We start from the raw sequence: 15692 nt of genomic DNA on the forward strand, positions 1-15692 counted from the left end.
TGTGACTTCTGCCACTCTGGCTAGAACGTAGCCCTAGAACGCGATTCTAGAGTTCCCTAGGGAAAGGCTGGGCATGGTCGGTACGTTGGGCTCGCCACGCGCCGGCGCCATCGACGCGCAGGCCCGTGCGCCATTCGGCTGGGCGCCGCTGATCGTCCTCTTCATCGTCGGACTCGTCGACCGCATCGAGCACAACCTCCTGTCAGGCGTGCTCCCTCTCATCCAGCGCGAATGGGGTTTCAGCGACACCGCCGCCGGCTCCATCCCGACGGCCGCAGCCCTGGCCGCCGCGATCGTGTCGCTGCCCGCCGGCTACCTGGCCGACCGGTTCAGCCGTACGCGGATCATCGCGGTGGTCGTCTTCGTCTGGGCGATCGCCACGCTCGGCTCCGGCCTGGCCACCGGCTTCGTCATCTTCTACCTGATGCGGGTACTGCTGGCCGCGGCCGAGAACATCGACAACCCGGCGGCGGGCAGCCTGCTCGCCGACTACTACCCGCCGGTCAGCCGCGCCAAGGCGTACGGGCTGACACGAGTCACCACCTACCTCGGCGGCGTCGGCACGCTGCTCGGCGGCGTGCTGGCCGAGATGTTCTCGTGGCGCACGGCGTTCCTCGTCATGGTCGTCCCCGGCGTGCTCACGGCGCTGCTGGTCTGGTTCCTGCGCGAGCCGCGCCGCGGCGAGCTGGACCGGCTGGTGGCCAAGGGCGAGGCCGCCCCCGCCACGCCCGCGGCGGAGCCGAAGCCGCCGTTCTGGCAGCAGCTCAGGCAGGTGATGGCCATCCCCACGCTGATCTTCGTCTGCGTCGGGCTGTCCTTCCTCACCCTCGGCCTGGCCGGCATCTTCTACTGGCTGCCCACGCTCATGGTGCGTGGCTTCGACGTCGGCGTGGGCACCGCCGGCTCGCTGAGCGGCCTGATCACCGTCGTGGGCACGCTGACGGGCACCCTGGTCGGCTCGTGGCTGGGCCGCAAGTGGCACGGCAGCCGCAAGGGCGGCCGGCTGCTCGCGGGCGGCGGCGGCATCACCGCCGGCTCACTGGTGCTGGCGCTCGCGTTGTCGATGGACTCGATCGGCTCGCTGACGGCACTCGTGCTGCTGGCCTGCTCCCTGATGTCGATCGCGATCCCCAACATGATGGCGTGCGTGGCCGACGTGGTGCCGGCCGCATCGCGGGGCATCGGCTTCGCGGTGCTGCAGCTGCTCATCACGGGGGGCGGCGCCTTCGGCTCGCTCATCGTCGGCATCGCCTCGGACCGGCTCGGCTCGCTGCAGTCGGGCATGTACCTGCTGGTGATCCCGATGGTGGTGGGTGGCCTGCTCACGCTCGGGGCACGGGCGTCGTTCGAGCGCGACGCGCGCAGGGTCCTGGAGGACGCGGCCCGCCGGCCCTAGGCTGGAGGGATGCCGTCCGACCTGCCCATATGCCGCACCTGCGGCGTCCAGTACGGCGAGCCGCGCACCGACTGCCCGATCTGCGAGGACGAGCGCCAATACGTGGGGTGGAACGGCCAGCAGTGGACGACCCTGGACGGGCTGGCGGACGAGGGCCATCGCGGACGCGTGGCGGACGAGGGCCCCGGCGTGGTGGGCATCGGCACCGCCCCGCCGACGGCCATCGGTCAGCGCGCCCTCCTCATCCGCACACCGGCGGGCAACGTGATGTGGGACATGGTCTCCTACCTGGACGATCAGCTGATCGCCGCGGTCAGAGAGCTGGGCGAAATGACGGCCATCGCCATCAGCCACCCCCACTTCTACGGCTCCATGATCGAATGGTCGCGGGCTTTCGGCGACGTCCCGATCTACATCCACGCCGCCGACCGTCAGTGGGTGGCCCGCCCCGACGACGCGGTGGTCCTCTGGGAGGGCGACACCCACCAGATCGCGGACGACCTGACGCTGATCAACGCGGGGGTGCACTTCGCGGGCGGCCAGGTGCTGCACTGGTCGGGCGGCGACGGCGCCCTGTTCTCGGGTGACATCGTCCAGGTCGTCCAGGACCGGCGCTGGGTGAGCTTCATGTACAGCTATCCCAACTACATCCCCGAACGCCCGCACACCGTGCGCCGCGCCCTGTCGCTGCTGGAGCCGTACACGTTCAACCGGGTCTACGGCGGCTGGTGGAACCGCGTCGTCCACACGGACGGCGCTGCGGCCGTGCGCCGCTCGGCCGAACGTTATCTCGGCTTCGTCGAGGAAAGCTGAGCGTCTCAGCCCTGCGGCGGCCTGCGCCGCTGCTCCTGCGGGCCCGGCTGCCCCTGCTCCTGCTCCTGCTCCTGCTGGGCGCTCCGCTGCTCCTCTTCCGAGCCCTCGGCGCCTCCGCCGCCGTAGCGCTGCTGCACCGCGTCGGCGCCCTTGCTGATCTGCTCGTCGTACTTGTGCCCAGTGCGCTCCTTGGCGTATTCCTCGGCGCGGTCGAGCACCTGGTCGGCGTGTTTGGAGTGCCCCCTGGCCAGGTTTTCCGCCTTCTTCAGCCATTCTCCGATGCGGCTCATGCGTTTCCCCGTTTCTTCAGGCTACGGTCGCCCCCTACCCGGACCTAAACCCATAATGTTCTCCCAGGTCATCGGGCTTTCTGCCGGGCTCATGCCAGCTCGGCGAGCACCCTGGCAAGGCGGGCTTCCCGTCCGGCCGGGGTCCTGGCCTTCAGCAGCGGCAGGATTAGCCGGTAGCGGCCGGTCCTGCCGAGCGCATCGAAGCGGGCGGCGGCCTGCGGCCGGGCCGCCAGCGCCTCGGCCAGGTCGGGCGGGACGGTGATGTCACGCTGGGCGGCGTAGGCGGCGGCCCAGCGGCCGTCCGCCTGCGCGGCGGCCACCTCGGCCAGGCCGGACGGCCGCATGCGCCCGGCGGCGGTCAGCACCTCCACGCGCTCGACGTTCACCTGCGACCAGGCGCTGCCCTTGCGGCGGCGGGAGTAGCGCTGCAGGAAGCGGTGCTCGTCATGCGCCTTGCGGTGGCTGTCGATCCAGCCGTAACAGAGTGCCACGTCCAGCGCCTCCCCCGCCGTGACCGAGACGACGGGCGCACCCTTCTTGGCGATCAGCAGCCAGGCTCCGCCGTCGTCCTCGTGGTGCCCGCCCAGCCACGACTCCCACTGGGCGGCGTCGGCGAAGTGCATCATCGGTGGCTCCCATCAGTCGGCGATGATGCCCATTCTCCCGCCCAAAGTGCTCATCAACTGAGCACTTTCCCGGGTCAGTCGAACAGCGGCCGGTTGGCCACGCTCCAGGCGATCCTGCGGCCCACCTCGTCGAGGTATCCCTCCTCGACCCACTGGGCCTGCGGCTGGTGCCCCGCTTCCGCCATCGTGCGGACCAGGGCGGCCACGCCCCGCTGGACCTCGATCACCCTGTCGGCCAGGCCGGCGGCGCCGGCGAGACCGTAGGCGGCGGCGAACGACGCCATCCGGTGGCGGCGGTCGGGCGGCTCAGGGTAGCGCAGCCAGCGCAGGCACTCGGCGTCGTCGCGGAAGGGCGCGACGTGTTCCAGAGCGTAGGCGACGTCGTGCAGGCGCTCCGCCGGCCGGGCGTAGTCCCAGTCGAGGATCCCGACGGGGACCTCGCCCTGCCAGACGATGTTCCACGGCCCGAAGTCGCCGTGACAGACCAACGCGCCACCGTCCAGCCCGCGCTGCCCCGTGTGCCAGACGAGCTCCTCCGGCGGATCGAAGCCGGCGACCGCGTCGTGGTAGGCGCGCAACAGCCGGGCGCACGCCTCCAGCCCGGCGTCGCCGACCACCTTGGCCCAGCTCTGCGGCCCGGATTCGCCCTCCAGGTAGGTGAGGACCTCGCGTCCCTGCTCGTCGATCCCGAGCACCCGCGGCGCGTAGGGGAACCCGACACCCTCCAGATGCCGGAGCAGCGCGTGGACCGCCGGCGTCCAGGGCTGGACCGGCCTGCGCACGGTGTCGCCCACGCGCACCACCCGGCGATGCGGCGTGTCCTGCAGCACGATCTCCTCGGCCATGGGGAACGTGGGCTCCTTCCCTCGGCGGTCCTGGTCTCACGATGCCATGCCGTTCGCGGGACGTCGCCCCGCGGCGCGGCGACGGCCGAACCGCCGCGCCGCGGGGGCGCCGTCACGACCGGAACGCGGGGAGGTCCAGGCCACGCGGGTGCGGCAGACCTCCCTTCCGCAGGTCCTTCAGGCGTTCCCGCAGCTCTCCGAGGTCCGGCGGCGGGCTCGTCACGAAGGACGCGGTCCGCGTGCCGCCCTCGCGCGTGCCGGCGACCATGACGTCGTCGCCCGCCTTGAGGTCCGACACGGACGCGTCGTCCTTCCCATCCGCGCGCACCTCGGTGTCGCCGTTGAGCACCCAGGTCCAGCTCGTGCCGTCGGCGCTCCCGACCGTCATCGACGTGCCGGAGAGCTCGGTGATCCGGCCCCGCTGGCGGTTGCGCACCGTCGTCCGGCCGTCGTCGTCGCGCGTCACGATCTCGCCGTACAGCGCCTCGCCCCATCTCGGCGGGCCCGCGGGGAAGGCCGGGGACGGGGTGTCGCTCGGCGCCGCGGCGTACGCCGCGCTGCCGAGCCCTCCCACGAGTACGGCCGCCGTCGCGATGGCCACCAGGTATTTCATGTGATTCCTCCTTGTCGGTCGCCAGGCAGTCTCCGGCGGCGGCGCTAACACGGGCGTAACACCGCGGGCGTTACGCCCGTGTTATCGGGTCGCCGCCACGCTGGAGGGGCAGAGGCGACGCGCGGCGGAGGTTGCGATGCGGGTGCTGGTCGTGGAGGACCAGGCGGATCTGGTGGAGATCCTGCTCGAAGGGCTCCGGGCCGAGGGCATGGCGGTGGACGCGGCGTTCGGCGGGGCGAGCGCGTTGGAGCAACTCGCGGTCAACCGGTACGACGTCGTCGTGCTGGATCGCGACCTGCCGGACGTGCACGGCGACCAGGTTTGCACGGAGTTGGTGGCGGGCGGCGCCCACCCGCGGGTGCTCATGCTCACCGCGGCGGGCACGCTCGGCGACCGGGTGGAGGGGCTCGGCCTGGGCGCCGACGACTACCTGGCGAAGCCGTTCGCCTTCGCCGAGCTGGTGGCGCGGATCCGCGCGCTGGCCCGGCGGTCCAACCCGGCGCTCCCGCCCGTGCTCGCGCACGGCGACCTCACCGTGGACACCGCACGCCGCGTGGCCACCCGCGCCCTGCGGCGCCTGGACCTGACGCTCAAGGAGTTCGGCGTGCTGGAGGTGCTGCTGGGCGCGCGCGGAGCCGTCGTCACCAGCGAGGAGCTGCTGGAACGGGTCTGGGACGCCCACACCGACCCGTTCACCAACACCGTCAGGGTCACGATGATGCGCCTGCGCCGCAAGCTCGGCGAGCCGGGCGTCATCGACACCGTGCCCGGCGCGGGCTACCGGATCGGCCGGCCATGACGGCGGTGGGGTCGATCGCTCGGCTACGTCCCGCCGCCACCATCCGGCTGCGCCTGACCGTGCTCTACGGCGGGTTGTTCGTGGCGGTCGGCGTGCTGCTTCTCACGATCACGTACGGGCTGTTCGCGCGGCAGCTCCAGGCACCCGGCCGCGGGACAGGACGGGGCGTCCCCCGGCCGGATCCGCCCGTCCTGTCCCCCCACGCGAACGATCCCGGATCCATCCGTGAACGGATCGTCGAAGCGCTCGCCCAGCAGCGGGCCGAGGCGCTCAGCGAGCTGCTCACGCAGTCCGTGCTCGCTCTCGCGCTCGTGTCGATCGTCGCGACGGCGCTCGGGTGGGTGATGGCGGGACGGGTGCTCGGCCCGCTGCGCGACATCACCGCGGCCGCGCGGCGGTTGTCGACGCACAACCTCGACGAGCGCATCAACCTGCGCGGCCCGCGCGACGAGCTGAAAGAGCTCGCCGACACGATCGACGCCATGCTCGGCAGGCTGGCCGCGGCGTTCGAGGCGCAGCGCCGCTTCGTCGCCAACGCCTCGCACGAACTGCGGACCCCGCTCACCGTGCAGCGCGCCGCCGTCGACGTCGCGCTCGCGCGCCCTTCACTGGAGTCGCTGCTGACCATGGCCCGGCGGATCCGCGCCGCGACCCGGCGCCACGAGCATCTCATCGCCAGCCTGCTCACCCTCGCCCGCAGCGAGCGCGGGATCGAGCGCTACGATCCCGTCGACCTCGCGGCGGCCGTGCGGGACGCCCTCGCCGAGGCGGCGGGCGACATCGAGCTCAAGGGCCTGCGGCTCGCGCACGCGCTCGCCCCCACTCCCCTGTCGGGCGATCCCGTGCTGCTGGAACGGCTGGCCGGCAACCTCGTCGAGAACGCGGTCCTGCACAACGCCGAAGGCGGCTGGATCGACGTGCGCACGGAGGCCGGGCCCGGCTCGGTGACACTGCACATCGCCAACAGCGGCGCGCGCGTCGCCCCCGAGGCGGTGGCCGCGCTCTTCGAGCCGTTCCGCAGGCACGCCCCCGACCGGGCCGGTGGGACAGGACAGGGGCACGGGCTCGGCCTGTCCATCGTCGCCGCGATCACCCACGCCCACCTGGGCCGCTACGCCGCCAAGGCCCGGGAGGGAGGCGGCCTCGAGGTGTCGGTCACCCTGCCGCGGGGCGTCCGCGCCCCCGTTCCGGCTGTGAAGGACGCGCGTGCCGCCCCTACCATTCGCGCATGACCACGTACGACTTCACGCTCACCGCCGAGGCCCCGTTCGACTTCGGCGCCTCGCTGCGCTTCGTCGAGGAGTGGCCGGCGACCAGCGCGCTGCCGTCCGACGGCCGCTCGTTGCGCTTCGCCTACAACCCGGAGGCCGACTGGCTGCCGATCGGGGTGACCGCGACGGCCGCGCCCGGCGGGGTCGCCGTCACCACCACCCGCCCCGCTGGGCGGGACATCCGGGGCGAGGTGGCGCGCATCCTCTCCCTCGACGTCGACGGCGCCGGCTTCGCCAAGGTCGGCGAGGCCGACCCGGTGCTCGGCGACCTGCAGCGGCGCAGTCCGGGCCTGCGGCCGGTGTGCTTCTGGAGCACGTGGGAGGCGGCCTGCTGGGCGGTGATCGTGCAGCGGTCGTCGATGGTCATCGCCTCCCGGCTCAAGCAGCGCATCGCCGAGCGTTACGGCGCCGGGGTCACCGTGGACGGGCGGACGTACGCGGCCTTTCCGCCGCCCGTGTCCCTGCTGGACGCCGGCGGTCTCGGCCTGCCGGGCCAGAAGGAGGAGTGGCTGCGCGGCCTGGCCCGCGCGGCGCTCGACGGCGTGCTCACCGCCGAGCACCTGCGCTCGCTCTCCCCTGAGGACGCCCTGGCCGAGCTCCGTGCTCTGCCCGGGGTCGGGCCGTTCTCCGCGGGCCTCATCCTGATCCGCGGCGCCGGCGCGCCCGACGCGTTCCCCGGTGACGAGCCACGCCTGTTCGCCATCCTGCGCGAGGCGTACGGCCTGCCGGAGGACGCGCCGCCCGCCGCGTACCGGAGGCTGGCCGAGGCGTGGCGGCCGTACCGCTCCTGGGCCTCCTTCCTGTTCCGGGCGTCCACGTACGGGGTGGCGGACGACCGGGCCCCAGGCCAATACACCCGCGGGTTCTGCTCATGCTGGTGAGCATCGGATACGGTCTCCCGCAGCTCCTCATGGGCTCCCCGTGGGTGGGCATCGGCTGGGACGAAGCCGTCTACGCCAGCCAGTACGCCGCACACGCTCCCCCGGCGCCCTTCAGCGCACCGCGTGCCCGCGGCGTCCCGCTGCTGGTCGCGCCGGTGGTGGCGGTGACCGACTCGGTGCCGGTGCTGCGGCTTTACCTGATCGCGCTGTCCTCGCTGGGCCTGTGCGCCGCCTTCGCGGTGTGGCGCGGATGCCCGCCCGCGTCCGTCGGGCGCTGGAGCGCGGTGACCGGCTGGTGGTGGTGCACGCCGACGTGCGGCCGCCCGGCTGCGCCACCGCCTGGCGCGAGATCGACCTGCCCGGCCGCTGGAAGGCACGCGCTCCCCGGCTGAGGTGAATACTGGGTGGTGTGAACAGGCGTTGCGGTCATGGTTGAGGAGTTGGTCGCGCACGCGAGGGAGGCGTTCGGCTGGGGCGGCGACGTCACGGTGTCCGCGGGCCCTCGGGGCGCGCTGGGGCAGATCTGGCGGGTGGACGTCGGCCCGGAACGCTACGCGCTCAAGGAGATCTTCACCGAGCCGCCGTCGGAGGCGCTGATCGAGGCGGAACTGGCGTTCGCGCGGTGTGCGGCCGAGGCCGGGGTGCGGTTGCCGGCCAGCCATCCCGACCGCGAGGGGCGCCACCTGTTGACGGCGCCCGGCGGAGTGTGGCTGCGCCTCTACGAATGGGTCGACCTGCGGCCGGTCGAGCCGACGGCGCGGGCCACGCCGGGAGAGATCGGGCGGCTGCTCGCGCGCCTGCACCGGTGCGCCCCGGCCGCGACGGCCGAGCCGGGCGGCGGGCCGCCCGACCGCTGGTACGATCAGGTGCCCTCCGCCGGTGACTGGGCGCAGGTGTCCGTGCCGGGCCCGGCGTGGGCCGAGCGCCTGGCCGAGCTGCTGGCCACGGTGCCCGAGCTGGGCGCGGCGGTCGGACCGGCCGATCCCGCCGGCCTCGTCGTCTGCCATCGCGACCTGCATCCGGAGAACGTCGCGGCCGGCCCCGCCGGCGAGCTGGTGGTCGTCGACTGGGACAACCTCGGACCGGCCGCGCCGGGCAGGGAGCTGGCGCGGGCGCTGTTCGACTGGTTCTGCGACGGGCCGGCCGCCGACCTCGACGCCATGCGGAGCATGTACGACGCGTACGTGCTCGCAGGCGGCCCCGGTCGCATCACCGACCCGGCGGACTTCTCGATGCTGGTCGCCTCCCGGCTGAACTTCGTGCTGGTCCAGGCCCGCCTCGCGCTCGACCCCGGCGCCGAGCCGCGGCGCCGTGCGTGGGCGGAACGCGAGATCGACGAGATGCTGCGCCTCACGCCGACCCCCCGGCAGCTCGGCCACGTGCTGGAGCTGGCGCGGGCCTGCCACGGGTGAGTCCTCGTGCCGCTCGAAAAACGCGGCAGGACCCGAGCCCGCACCGCCGGGGCGTCGTCCCACCGGTCGGCCGCCTGCCCCGGGTCCTCCGACCGGTTGAACAGCATGCTGGCGCGCTCGCGCGGCCGGATGCCGACGGGCGCCCGCCACCGCGGCAGCTCGACGCCGGGCACGAAGTAGCCCGCGCCCTGCGGCGGCACCGCCCCGTCGAGGTGCAGTGACCGGTACAGCGACGCCGAGTAGTAGGAGAGCTAGGTGTCGGCCTCGGGCGACTTGAACAGCGTCCAGTCGCCGTCGGAGTGACACACGCCCTGGCCGAAGCTGCCGTACAACACCGCGTCGCGCACGTTCGCGCCAGGGTCGCGCAGCAGGGGAGCACGCTGCGGCTGTGGGTGCCCTCCGGCACGGGCACGCCTGCCGCCCAGGATCGTGGCGAACGCCGCCACAGGAGTCACATTCGACTATTCCCGATATCGGGTAATCGATTTCTAGCGGAGGCTATGAGGGGCCCGCACAACCTGTCAAGGCATCGGTGCGCTACTCGCCGACGGTCTGGCGGTCGGCGGAGGAGAAGCTGATCACGAAGATCGCGGTCGCAGTAGGACACGTGGCACAGGTACGAGCCGCCGCGCATGACCTTGGCGTTCCTGGCGGGCGGCCCTGCGGGGCCCGAGAGGTGCGGGGTGTCGCTCCACCAGTCGGCGCACCACTCCCACACGTTGCCCACCACGTTGTGCAGGCCGTGCCCGTTGGGCGGGAAGGCGTGCACCGGCGCGGTGCCGCGGTAGCCGTCCTCGGCCAGGTTGCGCACGGGGAAATGCCCCTGCCAGATGTTGCACATGTGCTCGCCGCCCGGCGTCAGCTCATCGCCCCACGGGTAGGTCTTGCCGGCGAGGACGCCGCGGGCCGCGTACTCCCACTCGGCCTCGGTGGCGAGGCGCGCGCCCGCCCATGCGCAGTACGCCGCCGCATCGTTCCACGACAGGTGCACGACGGGATGCTCCCACAGGCCGTCCAGGCCGGTTCCGGGGCCGCCGGGATGCCGCCAGTCGGCGCCCGTGACGGCGCACCACCACGGCGTCACCTCAGGCCGGGGCGAGACACGGCGGACCCCGGCCGGCAGGAAGCTGGCGAACACGTACGACCAGCCGATGCGCTCGGTCTCGGTCACGTAGCCGGTCTCCTCGGCGAAGCGGGCGAAACGCGCGTTCGACACGGCGTACGCGTCGATCAGGAACGGCCGCACGCTCACCTCCCGCGCCGGCCCCTCGCCGTCGGCCGGCCGCGACGGCGTGTCGGTGCCCATGAGGAACGTCCCACCGGGCAGTTCGACCATCGCGTCATACCGCCTGAGAGCATCGGGATGCTCCCGGGCCTCGTGGCGACCCCTCTCCCCGATCTGGGGGCGCGCCTCTTCTCGGACCTCGTCGGCGATCTGTCCTGTGCCCATGCCGGGGGCGGTCACCGCGTCCCCGTGGTCGGGCGGGGACTGCCGGCCGGCCGCGTCGTGCGCGGGCCGGCCGTCCTCGACGGCCGCGGCGTGCGCCGGCGGCGTCGTGGCGAGCGCTAAGGCGGCGAGTCGTGCGAGGGTGGATCGTGGGATCCGCGCGGCGTGGCTCATTCAGGCTCCTGGGGGGTCGTGGTCTCGGCCGGGTTCAGCGGGTTCTGGGCGCGATGCGGCCGGGGGGTGGTCCGGCGGCCGCTGCTTCCCGTACCCCGACATCCGGCCTCCAGAAATCATGGTCGTGGTGTAGCGCGAGTAATCGATTTCTAGGAAACTAGGCACAACCGCAATCGAACGTCAAGGGAGATCCACTGTGAATGACCGGCCGAACGTGGTGCTCGTGTTCATGGACGACATGGGCTACGGCGACATGGGAGCGATGGGCGGCAGCGTGGTGAAGACGCCGCGGATGGACAGCGTGGCGGAGAACGGCATCGCCTTCCGGCACATGTACTCCGCCGCCCCAGTGTGCACGCCGTCCCGCGCCGCGCTGATGACCGGCAGGTACGCCCAGCGGGTCGGCCTTCCGCGGGTGTTGTTCCCCCACGAGGGCGAGGGCCTGTCCAGCTGGGAGCGCACGGTTCCCGAGGTGCTCAAGGCGAGCGGCTACCGCACCGCCGGATACGGCAAGTGGCACCTCGGCTGCCGCCCCGAGCACAACCCCACACGGCACGGGTTCGACGATTTCTTCGGCCTGCTGTACAGCAACGACATGGACCCGGTGCACCTGTACGACGGCGAGAAGCCGGTGCGGACGGAGGTGGAGCAGGCGCTGCTCACCAAGCAGTACACCGACCGGGCGATCGAGTTCATCGAGCGCGGCGGCGACGAGCCGTTCTTCGTCTATCTGGCACACACGATGCCGCACATCCCGCTGCACGTGGAGGAGGGTTTCCGCGGCACGTCCAGGGGCGGCACGTACGGCGACACGATCGAGTGCATCGACTTCCACCTGGGCCGACTGCTCGACAAGCTGGACGAGCTCGGGCTCACTGACGACACGCTGGTGATCGTGACCAGCGACAACGGGCCCTGGTTCGAGGGCAGCACGGGCGGGCTGCGCGGGCGCAAGATCGACACCTGGGAGGGCGGGATCCGCATGCCGTTCGTCGCCCAGTGGCCGGCCAGGATCCCGGCGGGGTCGGTGTGCGACGAGCCCGCCTGCTTCGTCGACCTCCTCCCGACCCTGGCGGGGCTGGCCGGCGGAGAGGTGCCGGACGACCGGCCCGTCGACGGGATCGACATCGCATCCGCGCTGACCGGCGGGCCGATGCCGGAGCGCGAGGCGCTGTACTTCTTCCACAACTGGACCATGAACGCGCTGCGCCAGGGCAGGTGGAAGCTGCACATCGACCGCAACCCGCAGCCCGATCGCAGGGAGCTGCCCCAGCTGTTCGACCTGGAGGCGGACCCCGGGGAGGCGTACAACGTGGCCAACCTGGAGCCCGACGTCATGGCCCGGCTCACCGGCCTGGCGACGTCCTTCGCGGCCGAGATCGCCGCCCAGCGGACCGAGGCCGAAGGGCGCGCCGCCGGCCGCTGCGCCTGACCCTGGCCCGACCCGGCCGACCGCATTCCCGCGGGCCGGCGTGACCGCGGCGCGTCGACGCCAGAGAGCATTTCCCCTCGAAAATGCCTGTTTTGGCAGGGATCACCTGGCCCTTGACACTGCTGTGCGACGCCGTTTACGTTGCTGGAAATCGATTACTCGGCGACCTCGCAGGACCGCTTCAGCACGGTCAAGGGTCGCGCCGCGTTCAAATCAAGTCATTCGCGATCCCGCCCCCGGCTGCTTGGGGTGCGTCATGCCGTGAGAAAGGTGGAGGCGATGGACACCCTGAGCCGCCGGCGGTTCATACAGGCGACCGGCCTGATGGGGGTGATGGCCGCCGCCGCGTGCGGCGGGGGCGGCACCGGCTCCGGAGGGTCGGCCGGCAAGCTGACGTGGTGGGACGCCCAGGAGAGCGGCAAGGAGGCGAAGGAGGCGCTGCTCAAGAAGTTCGCCGAGTCGCCCGGCGGCATCCCCGTCGAATACACGCACGTCAGCGCGGCCAAGTTCCCCCAGGCCATCCAGCTGGCCAAGCAGAGCAAGCAGCTTCCCGACATCCACGTCAACGTGGGCATCACGGCCGAGGTCGAGCAGCTCATCAAGGACGGCTGGGTGGCACCGCTCGAACTCGGCGACGCCGCCGTGGAGCGGCTGAAGGGCGACCTGTACGAAGGCATGCACACCTTCGACGGCAAGGTCTACTCCTGGCCGATCTACCACATCCGCCAGTACATGACGGTCAACTGGTTCGACACCACGATGGTCGCCAAGGCCGGGCTCGACCCCAACACCCCGCCCGCCACCTACGACGAGTTCCGCGCGGCGTGCGCCGCCACGCAGAAGGCGTCGGCGGCGAGGCCCACGGCTTCGCCTGGTGCATCGGCATGCCGATCCGGCTCGGGTTCGAGATCGACAAGATGGCGCAGGCGGGCGGGTTCGAGGGCGCCGACGGCTGCCTGTTCAAGACCGGCGAGTACGCCTTCCACGACGACGCCTACGTCAACGCCATCGAGTTCATGTTGTCCCTGCAGAAAGACGGCCTGATCGCGCCCGGTTCGCGGTCCTGGAGCGACGACGTGGCGCGCGGGCGCTGGGTGGCCGGCGCGGCGACGTACTTCTTCAGCGGCCCGTGGACCGCGGGCTCGACGCTGGAGACCGTGCCGCAGTGGAAGGACAAGCTCGGCGTCGGCCCGGTGCTCGTGCCCGAGGCCGGCATGCAGGTCGCCACCTACTCGGGGCCGAAGGAGGGCACGTACTGGCTCTCGCCCACCTGCAAGCACCCCAAGGAGGCCGGCCGGCTGCTCGGCGAGTACTTCGCCACCGAGGCGTACTCCGTCGATCTGGCCAACGCGATGCTCCAGCCGCCGCGCGATCTCGACGCGGTCGCGAAGTCCAACGCCCACCCAGCGTACAAGAGGCTCATCGGCTGGTACGGCGAGCAGGCGTTCCTCAGCCCTGCCCCGGTGCTGCGCAACCCCGACGGCATCTCCAAGTACCGGGCCGAGACCAAGGAGATCAAGCCGGGGCTCGGCGACATCGTGCAAGGCGCGTTCACCGGCGACATTCCCGACTTCCGCAAGACGCTCAAGGAGCTCAGCGACAAGACCACCGCAGAGCGCGATCGCGCCATCGCCGCGGCGAAGGCCAAGGGCGCCGAGGTCAGCGTGGACGACTGGGTCTTCCCCAAGTGGAAGCCGCGAGGGGACTACACGCTGGAGATGTACAGCTGATGCCGCCCACACCCCCCAACCGGTTCACCACGATGTACTCCGCCTCGCCGCTGTGCACGCCGTCCAGGGCGGCGCTGCTCACCGGCTGCTACGCGCCCCGCGTGAACCTGCCGTACGTGCTCCACCCCCGCGACACGAACGGGCTCGCGCAGAGCGAGGTCACCCTCGCCGAGGAGACCTGCAACGCCGTGCGCCGCGGCCGGTGGAAGCTGCACGTCAGGCGGCTCCCCGGCCCCTTCTACACCGGCAGGGGCTTCTCCGCGACCGAGGAGTTGCCGCAGCTGTTCGACATCGACCGCGACCCCGAGGAGGCGTACGACCTCAGCGCGCGCCACCCGGACCTGGTCGCCACCCTCGCCGCCCGGATCAGGGAGTTCGACGAGGACCTCAAAGCAGACAGCGGCCACCGCTCGTAGCGACCCGACCTGGACGGAGGTCAAGCAGTGCCCCAGCCCATGAACGTGCTGATCCTGATGAGCGACGAGCAGAGCTGGTCGACGCTCGGCTGCAACGGCAACCCGGCTGCGCGCACGCCGCACCTCGACCGGCTCGCCGGCGACTCGACGGCGCTCGACGCCTGCTACACGCCCTTCCCGCTGTGCTGCCCCTCGCGGGCCAGCCTGTGGACCGGGCTGATGCCCCGGCACCATCACGTGCTGGGCAACTGGCGGGCCATCGACCCGGCGCTGCGCGACTCCAGCGTGGCCTCCGCCTTCGCCGACGCCGGCTACCACACGATGTACACCGGCAAATGGCACGTGCCGGGCACCACGCCCGAGCGGATGGGGTTCGCCGACACCTCCGCGATCCCGTCCACGATCAAGGGCAGGCAGCGCGGCCGGCACATCCCGGAGTACTGCGACTACCTGGAGGGTCACGGCTACCACCTCTATCCCGGCGACGTGCAGAACCTGACCGCCGCCGACCGCGAGGCGCTGCGCGACCCGGCCGCGCCGCTGCGGGCGACCTCGCAGAGCCCGCTCGAGCACTCTGGAGACCTGGCAGACCGGGCGGTTCCTGCGTACGTTCGACGAACGGCCCGCGGAGGCCCCGTGGCTCGCCGTGTGCTCCTTCAACGCGCCGCACTTCCCGATGGCGGTGCCCGCGCCGTACGACCGGCTCATCGACCGCGACCTCGTCGAGCTGCCCGCCGCGCTCGCCCCCGGCACGGCAGGGCTGCCCCGCGAGGTGCGCGAGTCCAGGTTCGCCGCGGAGTTCGCCGGGCTCGGCGAGGACGACTGGCGCGAGATCATCGCCCACTACCTCGGGCTGTGCGCGCTCATGGACACCCAGGTCGGGCGGATCCTCGACCACCTGCGCGCCGCCGGTGAGCTGGAGCGCACCATCGTCGTCTACACGACCGACCACGGCGACATGATGGGCGCGCACGGCCTGATGGAGAAGGGGCACGAGCTCCACTACGAGGAGACGCTGCGGGTGCCGCTGCTCGTCCGCCACCCGGGCCGTCCCCCCGCCCGGGTGCGCAACCTGGTCTCCATGGTCGACATCGCCCCGACGCTGGCCGAGCTGGCCGGGGTGCCCTGGCCGGCTCGGCCGCGCGACGGCCGCTCCTTCGCCACCATGATCGGCGACCCGTCGGCGGCGCCCACCCGCGACCACGTCACCGCCGAGACCTGCCTGTACGACGGCGCGCCCGAGGCGTGGGGGGAGCACACACCGCCGTCGAGCTGGGACCCCGCCCGCGACGCGCTCAACGCCTCCATCCGCACCCGTGACATGCGCTACATCTACCGCTCTGGCGACGAGGACGAGCTGTACGACCATCGCGGCGACCCCGCGGAGCTGCGCAACCTGGCCGCCGATCCGGCGTACGCGCAGGTCAGGGCCGAGCTGAGGAGCCTGCTCGGCGCCGAGATCGGCGATGTCTACCCACAGGTGGCGCGGGAGCTCACCGCCCCGGCCGGACGACCAGGCCCGCGGTGACCGCAACCCACAACGACGA

At 72.2% G+C, this 15692-nt stretch carries 17 protein-coding genes and 1 pseudogene; 12 read left to right on the top strand and 6 right to left on the bottom strand.

Going from position 1 to position 15692, the window contains the following annotated elements; genetic code table 11:
- Positions 1-73: 73 nt before the first annotated feature.
- Both E1294_RS09745 and E1294_RS09750 read left to right on the top strand, forming a co-directional pair.
- The gene (locus E1294_RS09745; protein WP_132506986.1) at positions 74-1396 is read left to right on the top strand and encodes an MFS transporter; all 1323 of its coding nucleotides are present in this window, start codon (positions 74-76) and stop codon (positions 1394-1396) included.
- Positions 1397-1405: 9 nt separating this feature from the next.
- Positions 1406-2209, top strand: a complete 804-nt coding sequence (locus tag E1294_RS09750) for an MBL fold metallo-hydrolase (RefSeq protein ID WP_132506988.1) — start codon at positions 1406-1408, stop codon at positions 2207-2209.
- Positions 2210-2214: 5 nt separating this feature from the next.
- Here E1294_RS09750 and E1294_RS09755 read toward each other — a convergent pair whose 3' ends face one another.
- From E1294_RS09755 to E1294_RS09770, 4 genes are all read right to left on the bottom strand, one after another.
- The gene (locus tag E1294_RS09755) at positions 2215-2499 is read right to left on the bottom strand and encodes an antitoxin (protein WP_132506990.1); all 285 of its coding nucleotides are present in this window, start codon (positions 2497-2499) and stop codon (positions 2215-2217) included.
- 89 nt (positions 2500-2588) lie between these two features.
- A complete protein-coding gene (locus tag E1294_RS09760; RefSeq protein WP_132506992.1) occupies positions 2589-3125 on the bottom strand; it encodes a YdeI/OmpD-associated family protein in 537 nt (178 codons plus the stop codon).
- 74 nt (positions 3126-3199) lie between these two features.
- Entirely contained in the window at positions 3200-3970 is a 771-nt protein-coding gene (locus E1294_RS09765; RefSeq protein ID WP_132506994.1) for an aminoglycoside phosphotransferase family protein, read from the bottom strand.
- 112 nt (positions 3971-4082) lie between these two features.
- On the bottom strand, positions 4083-4583 hold the full coding sequence (locus E1294_RS09770) for a DUF5666 domain-containing protein (protein WP_132506996.1): 501 nt from the start codon (positions 4581-4583) through the stop codon (positions 4083-4085).
- 136 nt (positions 4584-4719) lie between these two features.
- On the opposite strand from E1294_RS09770, the gene E1294_RS09775 reads away from it, so the two are divergent.
- From E1294_RS09775 to E1294_RS09795, 5 genes are read left to right on the top strand one after another with little or no spacing between them, the layout of a single operon-like run.
- Entirely contained in the window at positions 4720-5382 is a 663-nt protein-coding gene (locus E1294_RS09775) for a response regulator transcription factor (RefSeq protein ID WP_132506998.1), read from the top strand.
- A gap of 5 nt (positions 5383-5387) precedes the next feature.
- Positions 5388-6614, top strand: a complete 1227-nt coding sequence (locus tag E1294_RS09780; protein WP_165977197.1) for a sensor histidine kinase — start codon at positions 5388-5390, stop codon at positions 6612-6614.
- Positions 6611-7534 carry a DNA-3-methyladenine glycosylase family protein gene (locus E1294_RS09785; RefSeq protein ID WP_181958479.1) on the top strand — a complete coding sequence of 308 codons (924 nt, stop codon included), beginning with the start codon at positions 6611-6613 and terminating at the stop codon, positions 7532-7534. The genes E1294_RS09780 and E1294_RS09785 overlap by 4 nt, the downstream gene beginning before the upstream one ends.
- On the top strand, positions 7531-7926 hold the full coding sequence (locus tag E1294_RS09790) for a hypothetical protein (RefSeq protein WP_132507002.1): 396 nt from the start codon (positions 7531-7533) through the stop codon (positions 7924-7926). The genes E1294_RS09785 and E1294_RS09790 overlap by 4 nt, the downstream gene beginning before the upstream one ends.
- A 36-nt stretch (positions 7927-7962) precedes the next feature.
- Positions 7963-8946, top strand: coding sequence for a phosphotransferase enzyme family protein (locus E1294_RS09795; RefSeq protein WP_132507004.1), 984 nt, complete (start codon positions 7963-7965; stop codon positions 8944-8946).
- A gap of 251 nt (positions 8947-9197) precedes the next feature.
- Here E1294_RS09795 and E1294_RS09800 read toward each other — a convergent pair whose 3' ends face one another.
- Together E1294_RS09800 and E1294_RS09805 are read right to left on the bottom strand one after the other, a co-directional pair.
- A complete protein-coding gene (locus E1294_RS09800) occupies positions 9198-9392 on the bottom strand; it encodes a hypothetical protein (RefSeq protein ID WP_132507006.1) in 195 nt (64 codons plus the stop codon).
- Between the two features lie 5 nt (positions 9393-9397).
- Positions 9398-10567 carry a formylglycine-generating enzyme family protein gene (locus E1294_RS09805; RefSeq protein ID WP_246082911.1) on the bottom strand — a complete coding sequence of 390 codons (1170 nt, stop codon included), beginning with the start codon at positions 10565-10567 and terminating at the stop codon, positions 9398-9400.
- Positions 10568-10763: 196 nt separating this feature from the next.
- On the opposite strand from E1294_RS09805, the gene E1294_RS09810 reads away from it, so the two are divergent.
- The 5 genes and pseudogenes from E1294_RS09810 (at position 10764) to E1294_RS09830 (ending at position 15673) form a co-directional block, all read left to right on the top strand.
- A complete protein-coding gene (locus tag E1294_RS09810) occupies positions 10764-11999 on the top strand; it encodes a sulfatase family protein (protein ID WP_132507008.1) in 1236 nt (411 codons plus the stop codon).
- A 279-nt stretch (positions 12000-12278) separates the two neighbouring features.
- Entirely contained in the window at positions 12279-13043 is a 765-nt protein-coding gene (locus E1294_RS09815; protein ID WP_132507010.1) for an ABC transporter substrate-binding protein, read from the top strand.
- Between the two features lie 685 nt (positions 13044-13728).
- Positions 13729-14145 (top strand): sulfatase-like hydrolase/transferase, encoded by a 417-nt coding sequence (locus tag E1294_RS09820; protein ID WP_132507012.1) that lies wholly within the window; start codon positions 13729-13731, stop codon positions 14143-14145.
- A gap of 39 nt (positions 14146-14184) precedes the next feature.
- Positions 14185-14499 (top strand): annotated as a pseudogene (locus E1294_RS55620) (sulfatase-like hydrolase/transferase); the annotation flags it as partial.
- Positions 14500-14791: 292 nt separating this feature from the next.
- Entirely contained in the window at positions 14792-15673 is an 882-nt protein-coding gene (locus tag E1294_RS09830; protein WP_342775036.1) for a sulfatase-like hydrolase/transferase, read from the top strand.
- Positions 15674-15692 lie beyond the last annotated feature (19 nt).

The organism is Nonomuraea diastatica (genome assembly GCF_004349015.1).
Lineage (GTDB): Bacteria > Actinomycetota > Actinomycetes > Streptosporangiales > Streptosporangiaceae > Nonomuraea > Nonomuraea diastatica.